Genomic DNA, 18,792 nt, shown 5'->3' with positions numbered 1-18,792 from the left:
ATCTCCTTGATTACGCCATGACTTACAAAAAACAAAATGACCAGGCGCCAGTCATTTTTTCTTTTTGAAAAGCAGTCTGAAAATAATCAGTCCCACTATAATACCAATAACAAGGGAAATTATTGCTCCCAGAGAATTACTACCGAAAAAAATATCTCCGAAAATTCCAAACACTGACATTGTGATTATCACTGGCAGTGCTTCCAAAATTTGTCGCATGAAAATTTACTCCTTCGAAATCATCTTTCAACATGAAATACACCGGACTCAAAGCAAGCGTGACTCTTGGCCTGAGATTGGCCGGTGCGGAGACTGTAATGGGCGAAATCCCGGGCCGCAGCGCACGGGCACTTCTGCTAATTGCGACACGGACCATGCAGACTCCCCAGTTTTTGTCAAAAATCTGCTCAAAAGTACCCCAGCCAGCGAGCCGATCCCAACGCGACCTGCCGCGTCAGCAACTGGGCGCAGTACAACGCGGGGCGGATTGCCAGAGGAGATATCGCGATGGGGATCGACGAGCGCCTTCTGACACCCGCACCCGCTGCGAATGTCTGCAGGCGCGGACGCCCGGTCGTCTACCCGGACGCCGTCATCCACGGCTTGCTCGGTCTCAAGCAGATGTTTGGTCTGCCGTCGCGTGCGCTGCGGGGACTCGCGCAAGGCTTGCGAGTCGTCTTGCCCGTGCTGCGCATGGGTGAGCCACGGCATCTGGCTGCCGACAGCACCGGCCCCAAACGCTGTGTCTGCGGCCAAGCCCTGCAGCAGATTCCGCCCGGTGCATCGATGGACACCGTCGGCGGCGATGGCGCCTGCGGCACCAAAGCGTGCCACGCGCAGATTGCCGTGTGCGAAGCTGCCATGCCCTGGCCGCAGGCCACGCCGGACGCAAGCTGACACAAGGCCACGATTGACGAAATCGCAAAGGGGCACTGCTTGGCCACACTGCTGCTTGGCAGTGCGTGCACCGGAGAGCGTGCGGACCATGTCAAACTTCCTTGCGGACGGATGAAAAGCAGTTGGAGTCAGCTGCGTGCGACCGTTTGTCGCATGAGTGACGTGTCGCCAGTGTAAGGCAAAAAAATAGTCAATGCAAGAGTGTGGATGTTTCGTGGGTAGGGCAATCGTGCGCTCCCTGGATGACCCAGCCGGGGGCCAATTCACACCGCACACCAGCATCAGCGCATGCAGCTTGGTGGGTCAGCGCGATGGCGCACAGTGGGGCCTGAACCGCCCGCAGATCGCGGCGGCAACATCGCCGCGCGCATGGTCCGGCCGTGCAGTGAACCGGCAACGCACGCGTGGGGATTGAAGGAGCAATCGGTGCCGGGTGCGTTGCGCGATGTTCGGCCTGGGCCAGACGATCACGCCGCACGACCTGACCAACACCTGCGTCGAGGGCGGAGCCGTTGCTGGTGAACAAGGCCGAAGCGCGGTCGCAGCAAGGAGCGCCGCGACTGCCCGCAGGGGACACTGAGCATGGCGCTTGGACGCCAGCGGGTTCGTGCGGCGCGTGCAATTTTTCGCCGGCAATGGCGGCGGCCTCTCGACCTGTGGGTACCGGGGCCGAACGGCTTTCACCGCCACTTCAAGGGCAATTCAACGGCATCCGTCGTTAGCGAGAAGAAGATTGAACGTAGAGAACGTTGCTGCGCAAGGAGTGCAAAATCCTTGACAGCACGGGCTGACGCTCCAGATATTGTTGGGGTGAACAGCTATGGTGTGCCTGCGATTGGCTATATTCTCGCCATCCATCAACACTGTTTCCATTTTTAACAATGTGTTGTTCAAATCGGATGGCCAACGCATCAGAAGATATCTGCACGGGCTTGGGAACACGCAGCAGTTCGAAATCCTTGGAATACTGAACGGAAAATTCTTCCCGGACCGAGAAAGGAATGCATTCGATCGCATACCGACGAGTATCCGGATTTATATTTACGATATTGGAAATTATGTAGACTCCCAAATTGCTCAACATGGGATGCGGCAATATCGCCCCGGCCTCCGGATCGGGCAAGAGATTCTGTATTTTCGCCGTAATGTGCAAGTCTTGCCGTTGGGTCTCCAGGCTGACAGGTGTAAAGCTCATCTGACCAGTTCCCCGCAGGCCGCCATCCGTGATCCATCGATTCAAAGCAGCCTCTCGCATATTGTCAGGAATTTGGCGCAACTGATTTTGAAGCCCTACGGCAGATTGCCCGCGCGCTGCGATGTCCAGTTTCAGGTCTGCAGATCCATCGGTATGAATTTGCCATTTGCCATGCACTTCGATCCGGTTTTCCTCCGAACGGAATGGAGGTGTTCTGTCGAGTCGGCTTTTCCCGTCAAAATCAACGACGAGTACCGGCTTGTCACTATTCTCCATAGGCAAGGCTCCCCAGGCTATGGCACTGGCTGCAGGATCAACAAAGCGCTTCAGTTCCGGAATGAACACAATGCAGTGATCAAACCATGGCACAGGCAATTCGGGCAGATCATAATCTGCCTGGGTTCGAAGCAACGCAGGTGTTGCATTGATGCCTGCGGATTGCAACAATGCGATCATCAGCAGCGATTGATCCTTGCAGTCGCCATATCTGTTCTTCAAAATCCAATCCAATTCATGGGGTACCCAGCCACCTGTTCCCAAGTAAACTGCGACGTAGCGAACGTTTCTGCGCAACCATGCATGGATTTTTCTTGCTTTCCCTTCCGTCGTCTCTTCGCCTTGAATGATCTCATGCGCCAATTTCCGGATATCTTCATTCAGGGTAAGCCGTGATGCGAAAGCTTGACCGAAGGAACGTCCCAACTGCTCCCAATCAGAAAAACTGGAAAACATCCAGCGGGGATTGGAATTCTGGATGTTGACGGCACCCGCATCCAGCAAGTGGGCTTTGGAAGCGCCTTGAATTTCCCACACCTTTTTTTCCCCCGATTGATGGCTCTGTACGGCCATGCCCTGACCTTGCACCTGAAAATCCATACCCTGAGGTATTTCCAGGCGTGCGTGATATTGGTCTACGTCAACATTATGTGGCAGCGTGTCGTGAAAGGCGCTCCATCCCGGAAGAAAATTCTTGAAATCACGTCCCTTGACTGTCACCAAAGTGCGATCACCTTTTTGCAAATCCGGAAACGTGACTTGCAATATGGAGGCTTCTGGCCAACTGACTCCGGATTCAGTGGTAACCCCCAATTGTCTTTGAATGGTATCCGCCTGAACCGGGATCTTTCGTCCGTCGGCCTTGATGGTGTAGGCTTCGGTGATTTCGGCAACTTGGTAGCCTTGGCTGTACTGATAAAAGTATTTTCCGATGTTCACAGCGCCAACGTCCGAGAGCGCCTCATGCTCCAGCGTCTGTTCCCATTCATTCGTCAAATCCTGATGGACGTTGACCTTCAGTTCCAGTCGAACAATTTTGTAGTGGGCAGCCTGCAAGCCCTGTGCATGGGCAATGGATGCACCGATCAAGCAGGCGAGTATCGTGTCAAAACAGAAAATGAGACCTTGAGAGATCCGGTTTGAAATATTGAATTGCATCAGAGGACCACCTTTCGTTCAAAGTTTTTCAACGCGACGGAGGATGCAGTCCCGAACGCTACTTGACGGGGCGTGCATCGGAGAGGGTGCGGACCATGTCAGACCCTCTTGGGGGCGGATGGAAGGGAGCGTCGTTCCCAGCCCCGGGCGATCATTGTCACCCGGGTTACTGTTTTCTGCATGAAGCAGGAAAAATAGTTGACATGGGAGTGTGGGTATTGGCCGTTTCGTGGGCAGGGCAATCGCGCCATCCTGACTCCCCGGATCACCCAGCCACACACCTGCCCGCAGCTGATACTGGCCGTGGCGCTGGACGCCAGCGGGTTCGCGTAGCGCGTGCAATTTTTCGCCGGCAATGCCAGCGAGCCCAAGCACACCCCAAGGCATGCTCACGGGTCTGGATGCGGTCCCAAGGTGCCCCGGTGGATGCGGGCGTCTCCACCGAGGCCAAGCTGCAATGCTTGCGCGGGTTCGGCTACCACTGCGTGGTCGCCACCAAGCTTGCGCCAGCGTCCGTTCGATCCGGCGCTGGCCACCGTGCCGACATGGTCACAACGGCAGGGCTGTCGCCCTGTTCCATATCTACGAAAAGCGCCACCCCGACCGTCTGCCGCACCGCTACTACATGGTGCAAGCAGGCAAGGGGTTCGACGACGGGGGCCTCTACGGCCTGTGTGGGGGCAGGGGCCGAACGGTTTCCACCGCTTGGCGCGGTCTGCGCGCCTGCTCACCGGCAAATCGGGGCAGCCATCGCATAAGCGCCGCCCCTTTTTGCTTTTCATGCACCGGCGGTATTTCCAGGCCCTATTGCTTGGTCGCGAAACTGGTCGTGTTCAGCGTCATGGGGAACCCGTCGGCGTCCATCTTTGTATCCGCAGCAGGGCCATATAGATTGGTGCCATCCACGTCCAGCAGCAACTTGCCCGTGCTGCTGATGAATTTGCCGTCGGGCATCATGTTCAACGCCAAGCCGGAGCCGCCGTCAGCACCTGTGTTGGACCCGGTGAAGGCCAAGGAAACGCGCGCCACATTGGTCTTGCCGGGGGCGCTGCCGGCGGACCATGAAGCGTCGTATTTTTCGATCAACCGACCGGCCTTGGACATGCATGCCGCGTCGGTGTAGGCGGTATACGTCACCTCCACAGTCTTTTCGGCGAGCATCAGGCTGGTCATGCGATAGGAGTAGGCCTTGTCCTTGCTGCTATACGGAAACCCGGCTTTGCAGACGGTGGTATCTCCGGTCCAGGTGCCGACGTATTCGGCGACGCGGAAGTCTCCGGGTGCTGTCGGGGAGGCTCCGGTGTCGGTGCTCGCATCCGACCCTCCGCCACTGCCGCCACAGGCGGTCAGCGCAGCGGCGCAGAGGGTTGCGAGGATGAGTGGGGACGGGCTCGGTTTCATGGTGCTTGGTTCCTTTTGTTGCCAGGGTGATGTACCTGCCCATGCCTTGGCCGCGTTGCTGCCGGGTGGTGAGTGCATCAAGGGGAGCACATGATGTCAAAGCTTCCGGGGTTTGCGGGTGAGGAAGATGAAAGGAATGCAACGGATGTGGGACCCGACGTCCTTTCACGCCGGGCCCCCAAGGGCGCTCATCCCTCGCGCGTCACGCGCAGCACCTCCGCGCGGCTCGTGATGCCGGCGGCGATCAACCGTTCCCCGTCGTCGCGCATCAGCGCCATGCCGCCTTCGAGCGCGGCCGTGCGGATGTCGGCCTCGGACGCCTGGTTGTGGATTTGCGCGCGCAGGGTCTCGGTCGTCACCAGCAGTTCAAAGACTCCGGTGCGGCCCGTGTAGCCTGTTTGCGCGCAGGGCGCGCAGCCGCTGCCATGGCAGTGAACGCAGTACTTGCGCACCAGGCGCTGGGCCAGAACGCCGAGCAGCGACGAGGACAGCAGGAACGGCTCCACGCCCATGTCGGTGAGCCGCGTGACGGCGCTGGCGGCGTCGTTGGTGTGCAGCGTGGCCAGCACCAGGTGGCCGGTGAGGGAGGCCTGGATGGCGATTTGCGCGGTCTCGAAGTCGCGGATTTCACCGATCATGATGATGTCCGGGTCCTGGCGCAGGATGGCGCGCAGGGCCGTGGCAAAGCTCAGTTTGATCAGGCCGTTGACCTGGGTCTGGCCGATTCCGGGCAGCTCGTATTCGATCGGGTCCTCGACGGTCATGATGTTGTTGCGCGTGGCGTCCAGGCGCCCGAGCGCGGCGTACAGCGTGGTCGTCTTGCCCGATCCCGTGGGGCCGGTCACGAGGATGATTCCGTGCGGCTGGCCGATCAGCGCTTCGAAGCGGTGCAGCGTCGCGCCCTGCATGCCGACGGACTCCAGGCTGAGCCGGCCGCCGCTTTTGTCGAGCAGGCGCAGCACGGCGCGTTCGCCGTGGGCGCTGGGCAGGGTCGAGACGCGCACGTCGATGGCGCGCGTCCCCAGCCGCAGGCTGATGCGTCCGTCCTGCGGCAGGCGCTTTTCGGAGATGTCCAGGTCGGCCATGATCTTCAGGCGCGAGATCAGCGCGGCGTGCAGCGCGCGGTTCGGCTGCACGACCTCGCGCAGCGTGCCGTCGACCCGAAAGCGCACGCTCGAATGGCGCTCGTAGGGTTCGATGTGGATGTCGCTCGCGCCGTCGCGCGCGGCCTGCGTGAGCAGGGCGTTGAGCATGCGGATGATGGGCGCGTCGCCCGCGGACTCGAGCAGGTCTTCCACCGCGGGAAGCTCCTGCATCATGCGCGACAGGTCGGCGTCGCTCTCGACTTCGCTGACCACCGTCGCCGCGCTCGACTCGCTGTGCGAGTAGGCGGCGCTGATGCGTTGCGCGAGGTCGGGCGCGTCCAGCGTCAGCAGCTGCTGCACGGGGTGTTTGCGCAGCACTTCCGAGAGCGCACCCGTGTCCGGGCCGGGGCCGTGCCAGAGCACGAGTTGCTCGCCGTCGTCCTCGAGCAGCAGCTGCGCGGTGCGCGCGAAGGCGTAGGGCAGGGGGTGGCGCATCGCTGGCTGGAATCAGTTGCCGTCGGGTGGCGTGGGCTGCGCGCCGTCCGGGCGCTCGCGGGGCAGGGAGAGTGACGCCGGCAGCACCGGGAGTTCCGGCGTCGCGTCGACGTTGCGCAGCATCCAGTTGGGGGCCGGTTGCGTGCTCTGTTGCAGCGCGCGGATGCTTTCGTAGCGGTCGATCGAGAGCGCGTCGCTGGCGGCGTTGTCGCGCACCACGGTGGGGCGCAGGAAGACCATCAGATTGATTTTCTTGCGTGAGCGGTACTCGCTGCGAAACAGGCTGCCGACCACGGGCAGGTCGCCCATGAACGGGACCTTGTCCTCGGCCTGCGCGTAGCTGTCTTCGAGCAGTCCGCCGATCACGATGATGTTGCCGTCGTCCACCACCACGTTGGATTCGATCGAGCGCTTGCTGGTGGTCGGGCCGTTTGCGTCCTTGGTCGTGTCCCGGTCGATCTTCGAGACTTCCTGGTAGATCGCCATTTTCACGGTGCCGTTTTCGCTGATTTGGGGGCGCACCCGGAGCATCAGGCCCACGTCCTTGCGCTCGATGGTATTGAACGGGTTCACGCTGCTGCTGCCCGTGTTGTTCGCGTACGAGCCGGTGATGAACGGCACGTTGCTGCCGATGACGATCTTCGCCTCTTCGTTGTCCAGCGTCATCAGGGTGGGCGTTGAGAGCACGTTCGCGTCGCCGCTGTTTTGCAGGAAGTTGGCCAGCGCGCCCAGGTAGTACTGGCCGTTGATGCGCGGCGCGAGCGCCAGGTTCATGCCGTTGCCCAGCGTGCTCAGGGCGCTGCCGAGGGCCGTCTTGGAGCCCGACGCAGCGGCCGCCGTGAGGGTCAGGATGTTGCTGCCGGCCTGTCCCGAATTGGTCCCGATGAGGCCTATGGTGCTGCCCTTCTGACCGAGAAGGCTTTGCCACTGGATGCCGAACTGGGCCAGCTTGTTCGTCGAGACTTCCACGATCAGGCTTTCCACGAGAACCTGCGCCCGGCGTCCGTCGAGCTTGTCGATCACTGCGCGCAGCTGGCGGTATACCGGCTCGGGCGCCGTGATGACGAGCGAGTTGGTGCTCGGGTCGGCCTGGATCTGGCCGCCCGTGGACGGCTGGTTGCTGTCCGCGCTGCTTGCGGCCATGTTGTTCGCGCTGCTGTTGCCGCTCAGGCCCGTGGTCGGGGGCGTGGCGAGCGCAGGGCCGCTCGCAGCGGGGCTGCTCGCGCTGCCGCCGCTGCCACCCATGGCGGCCAGGGCTGCGCGCAGCGTGGTGGCGAGTTTCGTGGCCTCGGCGTTCCTCAGATACACCACGTGGATGTTGCCCTGCGCCGCGCCGCTGCCGGGCGTGGGGGGTTGGTCGAGCCGCTCCACGAGCGAGCGCACCTGGGCCGCGCGCGCCGGGTTCGCGGCGCGCAGGATTAGCGCATTGCTGCGCGGCTCGGCGAGCAGCGTGGTTTTGAACGCCGTGTCGCTCTGGCCCGGGGCCGCCGCCGGTGTGGTGCTACTGCCGCCCTCGATCAGGCGCGCCACGAGCGGCGCCAGGTCGCTGGCAACGGCGTTGTGCAGCGGGATCACCTCCACGTCGCTGGCGTTGGAGACGTCCATCGCCGCGACGATGCGCGCCAGGCGCTGCAGGTTGTCGGCGTAGTCGGTGATCACCAGCGAGTTGTTTCCGGGGTTGACGTTGATGGTGTTGTTCGGACTGATCAGCGGGCGCAGCACGGGAATCAGGTTGGTCGCGTTCTCGTAGTTGAGTTTGAAGATCTGCGTGACGATCTGCCCGCCGCCCGGCGCGCTGCCCGCGTCGCCCTGCACCACGCTCACGCTGCCGCCCTGCAGCTTGGCGTCGGCCTCGGGAACCACCTTGTACAGACCGGCCGATTCGACCACCGTGAAGCCCTGCAGCCGCAGCGCTGCGAGGAATTGCTGGAACGCCACAGCGGGCGGGACGGCGTGCTCGGTGAGCAGGTTCAGCTGGCCCTTGACGCGCGGGTCGACGACCACGTTGCGCCCGGTGATGGTGGCCATGGTGCGCGCCACGGCCTCGATCTCGGCGTTCGTGAAGTTCAGCGTCACCGGCTCGCCCGCGCGCACGCTCGGCGGGTTGCTGCTCGCCGTCTGCGCGGCAGTCTGGCCGCTGGCGCAGGCCAGGAGGGCCGTGGCCGCGAGCGTTTTGAGCGTGGTTTCGAGGTTGCTGCGCAGGCGTGGCGAAATCAGGCAAGTCATAGGTTCAACCCACGGTGATGATGGAGCGCGCGCCGCTGCGCCGTCCGATGATGTTCAGAAGATTCGCCAGCGCTGCCTCGCGCTCGGGGCTGGCGCTGGCCTCGCCGGTAAAGCGCAGGCGTTGGCCGACCCATTGGCCGCTGCCGCTGAGTTGCAGATGGCCGTCGAGCGTGCTCAGCGTGAGCGTGGGGACCTCGCCCCCTTGCAGCGCCAGGCGGTAGCTGCCCATGGGGCGCAGGGTTGACAGGCGCGAGGACATGGCGCGCGCGTCGAGTTGTACTTGGCCGCTGAGCCGCATGCGCCCGGCGGCCCAGTGCAGTTCCAGCCCCTGCGTCTGCAGGGCGAGCTGGCCCTGGGGCTGCAAGGTGTTCCAGGGCGTTCCGAGTCCCGCGAGCAGGGCTGCGGGCCATTGGCTCTGGCCGTCGGCCAGGCTCAGCTGCGCCGTGGCCCAGCCGGCTTGCACCCGGGCCTGCAAGGGGGTGGGCGTGCAGCAGCTGGCGCGCAGCTGCACGCGCAGGCCGCCAAAGCCGGGGCGCAGCTGCCAGTCCACCTGCCCGGGCAGGGCCATGCGGTCCCGGCTGGCGCTGCCGCCGGTGAACACCAGCTGCGCGGACCCGGTCCACACCGTGCCGCGTGCCTGCAGCAGCAGCACCTGCCCGTGGGTGGCGCTGGCCACGCCTTCGGCGAGCCAGCGCGCGGGCGCAAAGGCCAGCACCGCGGGCAGCGCGCCGGCCAGCGCGCCCACCAGCGCCCAGCCCCACGCGGGGCGGGGCCGGGAGGCCGGGGCAGGGCGGGGGGTGCGGGCCATGGGGGGGCTGCGGAGGAGACGGCGGATCAACGCGCTGCGGTCGCGGGCAGCGCCAGCAGCAGGGTGCCGTCCCAGCGCGGGGCGCTGCGGTTGGCTGGGTCGGCCGCAGCGCCCTCGGGCGCTGCGGCGCTGCGCGTCAGGCGGGCCTCCAGCGGGGTGGTGTGCGCATTGCTGCGTGCCTGCGCGAGCCATTGGGCCAGCGGCTCGGCGTGCGCGCCCTGGAGGGTGACGGTGACGTGCTCGCCGACCACGTCGAGCCGCGCCGTGTTGCCCAGACGCTGCACGAGCGCGGTGCGCAGCGCGCCCACGGCGTCGCCGGGAGGGGGCTGGGGGGCCGCTTGCAGCTCCTGCGCCTCGGCCTGCAGGCTGTGCATGCGCTGCAACTGGGCGTCGAGCGTGGCGTGGCGCGCGGGGGCGGCGCGCAGCGTGGTCAACGCCGGCGCCAGCGCGAGCCACCACAGCAGCGCCAGCGCCAGCAGGCCGGCAGCCGCGAGCACCAGGCCCTGTTCGCGCGGTGCCAGCGCTTTCCAGAGCTCCTGCAGGCGTTGCATGCGGCGCGTCATGGGCTGCCTTCGGCCTGCAGCAGCAGGCTGCCTTCGTCACGCCGCACCTGGTAGCCGGCGGCCTGCAGGCCTGCGGAGAATGCGGCTTGCGTCTCGGGCGCCAGCGCCACGCCGTGCAGGCGCAGTTCGCCGGGGCGGTATTCGATTCCCGTGGGTGGGCTGCCCGCGGGCAGGGCGGCGCCCGCTGCGGCGAGCAGGGGTTCCAGATCGCGCGCCGTGACGTTGCCCGCGGCCTGCCGCAGCAGGGCCAGCTCGCGTTCCATCTGCACGGGCGCGTCGACGACCACGCGCACCTGCGGGAAGGTCCGGGTGAGCGCGTTGTGCACGGCGGCCTGCTTCGCGGTGAGCGCCCGACGCTCCTGCCAGGCCCAGGCGTTCAGGCCCGCCAGATGCGCCAGCGCGAGCAGCCCGGCGCCCCAGCGCGCGGCGCGCCATTGCGGTGCGTGCAGCCCCGCGTCGAGCGCGTTGCCGACCTTGCGCAGGGCGCGCGTGCGGCCGGTGCTGGCCAGGTCGAACTGCGCCAGATCCCAGTCGCCGCGCGCCGCGTGCAGCGCGCGCTGGCTGGCGGTATGCAGGACCACGCGCAGGCCCAGCGTGTGTTCGGCGAGCGCGGCCACGGCGGGCTCGGCTTGCACCACCAGGGCCGTGTCCGCGTCGGCTACCGCGGCCAGGGCGTTGGCGCTGCTGGCGTGCGCCAGCGCGAGCGCCGTGCGGCTCAGGGGCAGCACGGTCACCCCGGGGTTGGCGCCGCCGGTGAGGACCAGCTGGGCCTCCTCGGGGGTGCCCAGCGCGTACAACTGCGGGCTGCTCTGTGCGTCGCCGGGGGCGAACTCGGGAACCACGCGCGCCACCCGGCGGCCGGCGGCCTCCAGCGCCTGCAGGTGCTCGCGCAGCCAGGCGCGCTCGCACACCGCCACCCACACCGGAACACCGCCCTGCGCGCCGGGCTGGATGGCGAAGTGCAGCGCCGGGGTGTCGTCGAGCAGGCGCTCTTCGAGCAGGCCTTCGAGCACCAGACGCAGCCGCGGTGTCTGCCGGCCCGGGCCCAGGGGCAGCCCGGGGGGCAGTTGCACGCGCTGCCACGAAAGGGCCCGCGCCGGGACCACGGCCACCACCTCGGTGCCCGGGCGCATGGGCAGCAGGGTGGCCGGGGCGTTGGCCTGGGCAATTGCGCGGTGACCGTCTGCCGTCAGCGTGTAGCTGTACTCCGTGGCGGGTCCCGGGCAGGCCGGCGGCAGAAAGAGGATCAGGGTGCTCATGGAACGGGCGCCATTCTAGGGGACCAGGGCTTGGCGCCCGGGCGCCAGGGCGTGGCGTGCTCGAGCGCGCCGCGTTCGCGCCACCGCGTGGTGACGTCCATCCCCTGCCGGTACAGCAGCGAACGCTCGTCCACCGTGTTCTCGCCCAGGCGCAGACGGCCGCGCACCTCGAAGTACGACGTGGCCACGGCGTGCGCGGTCTTGGTGATCTGGACGCCGCTGCCGAGCAGCGCGCTCACGTCGTCGAGACTGTTGAAATGCCGCTCCGCGCGGACCTGCACGATGCGTTGCGCGCTCGCGCTGTCCAGGCCGTCGATGGCGGCTTGCAGCACCTCGATGCCGGCGGTGTTCAGGTTCACCGGCGTGGGCCTCGGCAGCAGCGCGACGTGCGGCGCCAGGACGGCGACGGTGGCCGGCGTCAGCCCCAGCCAGCCGAGCTGGCTGACCGTGAGCGGCTGCAGCGGCGCGTTGCCGCTGTCGCCGCTTCTGGCCTGCGCCCGTTGCAGGCCATCGACCAGCAGATTCAGCTCCTGCATGGGCAGGCCCAGGAGCTCGAAGAGCCGCGTGAACTGCTGCAACGCCAGCGCCTGCACCTTGCCGTTTTCGATCAGGTTGGTGATGTTCAGGCGGCCCTGGAGGTCGGATATCTGGCCCGAGAGAAAGGCGTCGGCGGTTTCGGTGCTCGCGTCATCGACCTGCGTGACGTTGTTCTCGGCGGCCAGAAAGGTCGACAGGCGCGACTCCTGCAGCGGCACGGCCCAGGGTTCTGCCAAGTGGTCGGCGCCACCCGGGCGGCCATCCTCGCGCAGGATCAGGCGCGACCAGTCGAGCGCGCCGACAAGGATCCAGGCGGATTGGACGCGCGCGCGTTCGGCGGTCTCGATCTCGATGGCGCGCCACTGCTGCCACATGGCGGCGGCGGCAAAGGTGGCCACCAGCGTGACGATGAGCATGGCCGCGAGCAGTGCGGCGCCCCGGATCCGACGCCGGCTCATGAGCGCTCCCCGCCGAGCACCGGGTTCACCCAGTCGCGCGTGAGCAGGCCGGCGAGCGCCTGGCCCGCGGGCAGGGTGATGCGCAGGCGCACACCGTCGGGAACGGCAGCAGCGCTGCTGCCCGACGCGCCGTCGCTGCTCGACAGCGGGTTGGACCACGCGCCGCCGCGGGAATAGAAGATTTGCCAGTCGTCCAGCGTGAGCAGCGCGGTTTCGTGGCGCCGCTCGGCCTCGCCCGGGGTGCGCGCCCATTGGGCCGCCTGCTGCCAGGCCTGCTGCCATTCGGCGCGCGTGCGCAGCGGCGGTGATTGCCAGCGCAGCCACTGGCCCGTGGTGCTGCGGCGCGTCCAGGCCACGACCAGGGCGCCGGTGTCGGGGATGGTGCCGCTGCGGCGCGTCAGGCGCAGCACTTGGCCGTCCCAGTCCAGCGCCGTGGTGTTGGCAATCGGCAGCACCGCGTCCAGGTCCGTGCCCCACTGGCTCAGGGCCGCTTGCAGCACCAGCAATTCATCGGCCCGCTGGCGCGTCGTTTCCTGCGCGCGCAGCATGCCGTCGAGCCCGCGCCAGCTCAGAATCGCCAGCAGGGCCATGACGCCGATGGCGACCAGCAGTTCAATCAGCGTAAACCCCCGCCGGCCGCGCGCGCGCCGCGTCGGGGCCAGCGCGGAGCCGGCTCTGCCGGGCCGCTGCTGGTGCCCCCCCGGGGGGACGACGCGAAGCGGCTCGAGCGGGCGCATCAGTAACGCCCTATGACGGTGGAAATGCGCAGGATGGCGTTCTCGCCATCGACCACCCGCGCGTCGATGCGCCGAAAGCCCGGGTTCGGCGTGGGGAGCACGTTGGTTTGCACTTGCAGCAGGCGCCCGGCCTGCACGCAGTCCGCCGTGCTGTCGCCCACGTTGGGCATCTGGCGCGACAGGCGGGCCTTGATCAGCTCGTTCTCGGCGCACAGCTGGGCGAGCACGATGTCCGACTGCCGCAGCGCGTTGCGCGTGAGCGCCGTCGTGGCCTGCACGCCGGCCATGAGCGCGAGCGCGACGATGGCCAGCGCCACGACCACTTCCAGCAGCGTAAAGCCGCGCTGCCCGGCCGGCGCCATCATGGCGCCGGGTCCACGGAGAACGGGCGCACGCCGTCGGTGGCGATGCGCAGGCTGCGCCCGGGGGCCGACAGGTGGGTGATGAGCAGTTGCTGCGGGCTGATGAGCGGCTCGGGCCCCAGTTGCAGAACGCCCGGCCCGCGCACGACGGTTCCCGCGTCCAGCCACTGGCTGGGCAATGCGGCCTGCGCTGCGGGCGGCAGTCCCTCGAAACGAAAGCCCTGCGGCAGGGCGCGCCAGCGCACCGCAAGACCCGTGGCGCGCGATTGCGCGCGTGCCGATTCGAGCAGCGCGGCAAGCCGGTCGGCCTCGCGCTCGAGCAGCGTCTGCCCGCTGTCGCGCAGGGCCAGGCCCACGCCGGCCGTCGCCAGCGCCATGATGCTGACGACCACCAGCAGCTCCAGCAGGGTGAAGCCGCGTACGCGCGCGCGCCGGGGCCGGCTATTGCCAGCTGCCAATGTCGGCATTCTTGCCTTCGCCACCCGACTGCCCGTCGGCGCCGAGCGACATGACGTCGATCTCGCCCTTGATTCCGGGGTTCAGGTACTGGTAGGGGTAGCCCCAGGGGTCGTTGGGCAGTTTTTCCAGGTACAGCTTCCAGTTGCGCGGCACCGGACCCGTGGTCGGCTTGGTGATGAGCGCCTGCAGGCCCTGCTCGGCCGTGGGGTAGCGCTGGTTGTCCAGGCGGTACAGCTTGAGCGCCTGCATGATGTTGGTGATGTCGGTCTTGGCGGCGGTCATGCGGGCGTCGTCCGCGCGCTCGAGCACATTCGGCACGATGAGCGCGGCCAGAACGCCGATGATGACCAGAACCACCATCAGCTCGATCAGGGTGAAACCGCGGCCGCGGCGGGCGCGGTGCAGGAGGATGCGGGACGAGGACATGTTCACTGCGGGCGATCTCTTCTCTTGGGGTGGGCGAATCGCCTGCATCATAATCTCCCCCATGGTGAGCAATTCGTACAGCGAATGGGGTGTGCGGCTGGGGACTTTGGCGTTCTGGGCCGCAGCGGCTGCGAGCCTGGTCTTCTGGGGGCTGCGCCTGACGGCACCTGCGGACGGCCCCTTGGCGCCCGCCGTTGCCGCAGCCCCTGCGGCGCTCGACGCCCAGGCCCTGGCGCGCCTGTTCGGGGCCGTGCCCGCGGTGTCCGACGCGGCACCCGTTGCGCCGCAGGCCGCGGCCCGGTTCGCGCTCCTGGGCGTGCTCTCGGGCCGCCGCAGCGGCGGTGGCGCGGCGCTGATCGCGATCGGCAACCAGCCGGCGAAGCCGTTTCGCGTCGGCGCCACGGTCGATCAGGAACTCGTCGTGCAGTCCCTGGGACTGCGCCAGGCGCAGCTCGGGCCGCGCGTCGGCGGGCCCACGACGCTGACCCTGGAAATGCCGCCTTTGAGAAACTGACACCCCGCGAGCAGAACGCGCGGATCCGCCCGATCCGGGCCTGCCATGCACCGGCAAATGAACGCCATGAAGAAGGGAATCCACGGGGTTTTGGGAAAAACCGCGTCCCTATAATCGCGACCGTTCGATGGCAGAGCGCTTCGCGGTCTGCCCTGGCATCCGGTTTGCTAGCACGTCTGCATGCCGGATTTTTTGTACCTGAAACCCTCCGACAGGAGCCGTTGTCATGAAACTGTTCAAGGCCGTAGCCACCGCCCTGGCGCTCTGCGCTGCATTCCTCGCCCAGGCCCGGACGCTGGACGAAGTCAAGAAAGACGGCAAGATCCTCATCGCCACCGAGGGGCAGTTCGCGCCGTTCAATTTCTTCGACGGCAGCACGCTGACCGGCTTTGAAGTGGACGTCGCCGAGCTCGTGGCCAAGAAGATGGGGCTGCGCATCGAGTGGAAGACGCTGGGCTTCGACGCCCTGCTCACCGGCCTGCGCCAGGACCGCTGGGACTTGGTGATCGCATCGCACGGAATCACCGAGGAGCGCGCCAAGGCCGTGACTTTCACCGATCCCCATTACTGCTCGGGCGGAATGATCATCGCCATGGACCCGGCGATCAAGAACGCCCGGGACCTGGCGGGCAAGGTGGTCGCGGTGCAGACCGGAACCAGCTACCTGGAGAACGTGCAAAAGATCTCGTCGATCAAGGAGATGAAGAACTTCCCCACCGACATGGACGCGCGCAGCGCGCTGGTCTCGCACCGCGTGGACGCCTGGGTGACCGACCGCTTCGTGGCCAAGGCCATCGCGCAGAAGAACCCTGGCGTCGGATTCAAGCTGGGCGACATGCTGTTCATCGAGCGCATCGCCGCCGCCGTGGCCAAGGGCAACGCCTCGCTCGCCAGCGGCTGGAACAAGGCGCTGGCCGAGGTGCTGGCCGACGGCAGCTACGCCGCCCTGTCCAAGAAGTACTTCGACGAAGACGTGCGCTGCCACTGAGCCCCCCACCCCTGCATGCTCACCGCCCTTTGGCCACAACGCTGGAGCCGCCAGCAGTGCAGCAACGCCACGCTGGTCTCGGCCGTCGTTCTGACGCTGCTGGCGCTGGCCCTGCTCGGCCAGTTGCTCTCGTTTCTGCCCGAGCCCATCGGCTCCAACGCCCAGGCCTTCGCGGGCGGCGCGCGCACCACGCTGTGTCTCACGCTCGTGAGCGGCAGCCTGGGTCTGGCGCTGGGAACGGGCGCGGCGCTGGCGCGCACCGCGCGCTGGGCGGGCGTGCGCTGGGTCGCGGGCGGCTACATCTGGATCATCCGCGGAACGCCGTTGCTGGTGCAGATCCTGTTCGTCTACTTTGCGCTGCCGGTGCTGGTTCCCGGGCTGAACCTGCCCGACTTCGCCGCCGCCGTGCTGGCGCTGGGCCTGAACGTGGGCGCGTACAACGCGGAGGCCATCCGGGCCGGCCTGCTGGCCGTTGCGCGCGGCCAGACGGAGGCCGCCAGGGCGCTCGGCCTGAGCCGGTGGCACGTGTTCCTGGACGTGGTGTTCCCGCAGGCGTTCAGAATCTCGCTGCCGCCGCTCGTGAACAACTTCGTCGCGCTGCTCAAGGACTCGTCGCTGGCCTACGCCATCGGCGTGGTGGAACTGACGAACGTCGGCAACCGCATACAGTCGGCGACCTTCCAGCCCATCGCCACGCTCTCGACCGTGGCCGTCACCTACCTGCTGCTGACGACCCTGGTGACGCAGATCTCGGACAGCGTCGAGTACCGCTTCGACGTGGAAGGGCGCAACCCTTGAGCCAGCCCGAGCCCTTCATCGTCACCGAGCGCGTCTGCAAGGCCTTCGGCACGCAGCAGGTGCTGCGCGATGTCTCGACCGTGTTCAACACCGGCGAGGTCAGCGTGATCATCGGCGCCTCGGGGTCGGGCAAGAGCACGCTGCTGCGCGCCATCAACCGGCTCGAGCCGCATGACTCGGGGTGCATCCGGATCGACGGCGTCGAGGTGAGCGACGACCCGGCGACGCTCCAGAGGCAGCGCAGCGAGGTCGGCATGGTGTTCCAGCAGTTCAACCTGTTTGGCCACATGAGCGTGCTCGACAACCTGACGCTGGCGCCGCGGCGCATCCGCCGCACCCCGCGTGCGCAGGCCAACGAACAGGCCATGACCCTGCTGCGCCGCGTGGGCATGCACGCGCACGTGCACAAGTACCCCTGGCAGCTTTCGGGCGGACAGCAGCAGCGCGTGGCGATCGCCCGCGCGCTGGCGATGCAGCCCCGGGTGATGCTGTTCGACGAGCCGACCTCGGCGCTCGACCCCGAAATGGTGCAGGAGGTGCTGGACGTGATGCGCGAACTGGCGCGCGGCGGAATGACCATGGTCGTGGTGACGCACGAAATGGGTTTCGCGCGCGAGGTCGCAGACCGCGTCCTGTTCTTCGACCAGGGTGGCATCGCGCACGACGCCGCACCCGCCGAATTCTTCGAGTACCCTGCGAGCGAGCGCATTCGTGCCTTCATCGGCCGCATGAGCTCCTGAAAGACCCCATCACCCACCACCACCAGCCCAACCAGCCCAACCGGAGTGACCATGAAGCCAAACATGAAACCAAATCACGCCCTCCTTGCCCTGCTCGCCGCCGGCCTGTACAGCCTGCCGCCTGCCGCCTTGGCGCAGTCCGCCAAGGACTTTGAAACCTTGCGCGACGAGCTTCGGGCGCTACGCGACGAACTCAACCAGCTCAAGGCCCGGCAGGCGCAGCCGTCTGCGGCGCCGGTGTCGAATGAGCGCATGGACGCGCTGGAACTCAAGCAAAAGGACGCCGTGGTGCTCGGCGACATCCCGGGCAGCCTGCGCCTGCCCGGCAGCGAGACCTCGATCCGCCTCTACGGCCGGATTGAAGCCAATCTGTTCAAGGACTTCAAGACCACGGCGCCCGGCGACCACTTCAGCAACATCATGGAGCAGCCGCTGGGCGGCGGGAGCACCGGCAAGACCGCGTTCACCGCGCAGACCTCGCGCTTCGGCTTCGAGACCTCCACGCCGACCTCGGCTGGCAGCTTCACCACCATGCTCGAGGCCGACTTCTACGCCAGCTGCGGCGGCACCGAGTGCAACCGCAACCGCCTGCGGCTGCGCCATGCGTATGGCGAGTACGCGGGCTGGACCATCGGCCAGACCTGGTCGACCTTCATCGACCTGGACACCCTGCCGGAGACCGTGGACTTCAGCGGCCCGCCCGGCGCCCCGGGTCCCCGGGTGGGGCAGCTGCGCTACACCTACAGCAGACCCGGCCTGCCCAAATTCCAGTTTGCGCTGGAAGATCCCACGAACGGCGCCAAGCTCCCGAACCTGGTCGCCCGCGTCAGCAAGGTGTTCGACTGGGGCAGCCTGAGCACCAGCCTGTTGTCGCACGAACAGCGCGTGGACGGCGTCAGCAAGCGCGGCCTGGGCCTGAATCTGGGCGCCGGCTTCAAGGTCTCGCCCAGCACCACGCTCACGGCGCAGTACACGCGCCTGGACGGCGACGGCGACGCCGCGTTCCTGACGGGCGTGAACACCCCCGTGCTCGACGGCAACCGGTTGCGCCTGGACCGCGCGCAGGGCCTGGTGCTCGGGTTGGGCCAGAGCTTCGGCGAGAAGCTGCGCGCCAACCTGGCGCTGGGCATGATGCGCTCGAGCCACAAGCTTGGCGACGCCTACGTGAACGCATTCGGCGGCAAGGGCAACCGCCAGCTGTACCAGTGGCACGCCGGCATGTACTACCTGCCGATCAAGAACGTGGAACTGGGCAGCGAACTGCTCGGCGGCCGGCGCCGCACCTTCGACGGCAGCAAGGGCGACCTGCTGCGCCTGAACCTGCAGGCGCGCTACATGTTCAACTGATCCTGCGCCGATCCTTCGTCGCTCACCCGATGCGGCTGGCCGGGAAACCGGCCAGCCTTTCTC

Annotated in this window: 19 protein-coding genes; 6 read left to right on the top strand and 13 right to left on the bottom strand. The window is 66.6% G+C overall.

The features are described from left to right. Positions 1–51: 51 nt before the first annotated feature. Positions 52–219, bottom strand: a complete 168-nt coding sequence (locus D5041_RS01685) for a hypothetical protein (RefSeq protein ID WP_265283721.1) — start codon at positions 217–219, stop codon at positions 52–54. Between the two features lie 141 nt (positions 220–360). Here D5041_RS01685 and D5041_RS01680 point away from each other — a divergent pair, with 141 nt between their 5' ends. Then, on the top strand, positions 361–897 hold the full coding sequence (locus tag D5041_RS01680) for a transposase (protein WP_265283720.1): 537 nt from the start codon (positions 361–363) through the stop codon (positions 895–897). A gap of 718 nt (positions 898–1,615) precedes the next feature. Here the strand turns inward: D5041_RS01680 and D5041_RS01675 are convergent. From D5041_RS01675 to gspG, 12 genes are all read right to left on the bottom strand, one after another. Further along, positions 1,616–3,526 (bottom strand): DUF3857 domain-containing transglutaminase family protein, encoded by a 1,911-nt coding sequence (locus D5041_RS01675; RefSeq protein WP_265283719.1) that lies wholly within the window; start codon positions 3,524–3,526, stop codon positions 1,616–1,618. A gap of 804 nt (positions 3,527–4,330) precedes the next feature. Beyond that, positions 4,331–4,927 carry a hypothetical protein gene (locus tag D5041_RS01670; protein WP_265283718.1) on the bottom strand — a complete coding sequence of 199 codons (597 nt, stop codon included), beginning with the start codon at positions 4,925–4,927 and terminating at the stop codon, positions 4,331–4,333. A 188-nt stretch (positions 4,928–5,115) separates the two neighbouring features. Beyond that, the gene (locus tag D5041_RS01665) at positions 5,116–6,507 is read right to left on the bottom strand and encodes a GspE/PulE family protein (protein WP_010103888.1); all 1,392 of its coding nucleotides are present in this window, start codon (positions 6,505–6,507) and stop codon (positions 5,116–5,118) included. Between the two features lie 12 nt (positions 6,508–6,519). After that, the gene (gspD, locus tag D5041_RS01660; protein WP_265258534.1) at positions 6,520–8,733 is read right to left on the bottom strand and encodes a type II secretion system secretin GspD; all 2,214 of its coding nucleotides are present in this window, start codon (positions 8,731–8,733) and stop codon (positions 6,520–6,522) included. Positions 8,734–8,737: 4 nt separating this feature from the next. Next, positions 8,738–9,541 (bottom strand): type II secretion system protein N, encoded by an 804-nt coding sequence (gene gspN, locus D5041_RS01655; RefSeq protein ID WP_265258535.1) that lies wholly within the window; start codon positions 9,539–9,541, stop codon positions 8,738–8,740. Between the two features lie 26 nt (positions 9,542–9,567). Next, positions 9,568–10,104 (bottom strand): type II secretion system protein M, encoded by a 537-nt coding sequence (locus D5041_RS01650; RefSeq protein WP_010101804.1) that lies wholly within the window; start codon positions 10,102–10,104, stop codon positions 9,568–9,570. Next, entirely contained in the window at positions 10,101–11,363 is a 1,263-nt protein-coding gene (gspL, locus tag D5041_RS01645; RefSeq protein ID WP_265283717.1) for a type II secretion system protein GspL, read from the bottom strand. Before gspL ends, D5041_RS01650 begins: the two co-directional genes overlap by 4 nt. Then, positions 11,360–12,358 (bottom strand): type II secretion system minor pseudopilin GspK, encoded by a 999-nt coding sequence (gene gspK, locus D5041_RS01640; RefSeq protein ID WP_265258537.1) that lies wholly within the window; start codon positions 12,356–12,358, stop codon positions 11,360–11,362. The genes gspL and gspK overlap by 4 nt, the downstream gene beginning before the upstream one ends. Further along, entirely contained in the window at positions 12,355–13,098 is a 744-nt protein-coding gene (locus D5041_RS01635) for a PulJ/GspJ family protein (protein ID WP_407702243.1), read from the bottom strand. The genes gspK and D5041_RS01635 overlap by 4 nt, the downstream gene beginning before the upstream one ends. Beyond that, positions 13,095–13,460, bottom strand: a complete 366-nt coding sequence (gene gspI / locus D5041_RS01630) for a type II secretion system minor pseudopilin GspI (RefSeq protein ID WP_010105240.1) — start codon at positions 13,458–13,460, stop codon at positions 13,095–13,097. Before gspI ends, D5041_RS01635 begins: the two co-directional genes overlap by 4 nt. Further along, positions 13,457–13,924 carry a prepilin-type N-terminal cleavage/methylation domain-containing protein gene (locus D5041_RS01625; protein ID WP_265283716.1) on the bottom strand — a complete coding sequence of 156 codons (468 nt, stop codon included), beginning with the start codon at positions 13,922–13,924 and terminating at the stop codon, positions 13,457–13,459. The genes gspI and D5041_RS01625 overlap by 4 nt, the downstream gene beginning before the upstream one ends. Beyond that, the gene (gene gspG, locus D5041_RS01620; protein WP_010105244.1) at positions 13,899–14,342 is read right to left on the bottom strand and encodes a type II secretion system major pseudopilin GspG; all 444 of its coding nucleotides are present in this window, start codon (positions 14,340–14,342) and stop codon (positions 13,899–13,901) included. Before gspG ends, D5041_RS01625 begins: the two co-directional genes overlap by 26 nt. Positions 14,343–14,403: 61 nt before the next feature. Between gspG and D5041_RS01615 the strand changes: the two genes are divergently transcribed. The 5 genes from D5041_RS01615 (at position 14,404) to D5041_RS01595 (ending at position 18,729) form a co-directional block, all read left to right on the top strand. Then, positions 14,404–14,856, top strand: a complete 453-nt coding sequence (locus D5041_RS01615; protein WP_265283715.1) for a type II secretion system protein N — start codon at positions 14,404–14,406, stop codon at positions 14,854–14,856. 226 nt (positions 14,857–15,082) lie between these two features. Then, positions 15,083–15,844, top strand: a complete 762-nt coding sequence (locus tag D5041_RS01610) for a substrate-binding periplasmic protein (RefSeq protein ID WP_010105247.1) — start codon at positions 15,083–15,085, stop codon at positions 15,842–15,844. A gap of 15 nt (positions 15,845–15,859) precedes the next feature. Beyond that, the gene (locus tag D5041_RS01605; RefSeq protein ID WP_010105249.1) at positions 15,860–16,642 is read left to right on the top strand and encodes an amino acid ABC transporter permease; all 783 of its coding nucleotides are present in this window, start codon (positions 15,860–15,862) and stop codon (positions 16,640–16,642) included. Continuing rightward, positions 16,639–17,382 (top strand): amino acid ABC transporter ATP-binding protein, encoded by a 744-nt coding sequence (locus tag D5041_RS01600; protein ID WP_265258541.1) that lies wholly within the window; start codon positions 16,639–16,641, stop codon positions 17,380–17,382. The genes D5041_RS01605 and D5041_RS01600 overlap by 4 nt, the downstream gene beginning before the upstream one ends. A gap of 63 nt (positions 17,383–17,445) precedes the next feature. Continuing rightward, positions 17,446–18,729 (top strand): DcaP family trimeric outer membrane transporter, encoded by a 1,284-nt coding sequence (locus D5041_RS01595; RefSeq protein WP_265283714.1) that lies wholly within the window; start codon positions 17,446–17,448, stop codon positions 18,727–18,729. Positions 18,730–18,792 lie beyond the last annotated feature (63 nt).

This window comes from Verminephrobacter aporrectodeae subsp. tuberculatae, assembly GCF_026127385.1.
GTDB lineage: Bacteria > Pseudomonadota > Gammaproteobacteria > Burkholderiales > Burkholderiaceae_C > Acidovorax > Acidovorax aporrectodeae.
This window is presented reverse-complemented; position numbering and strand designations above follow the sequence as displayed.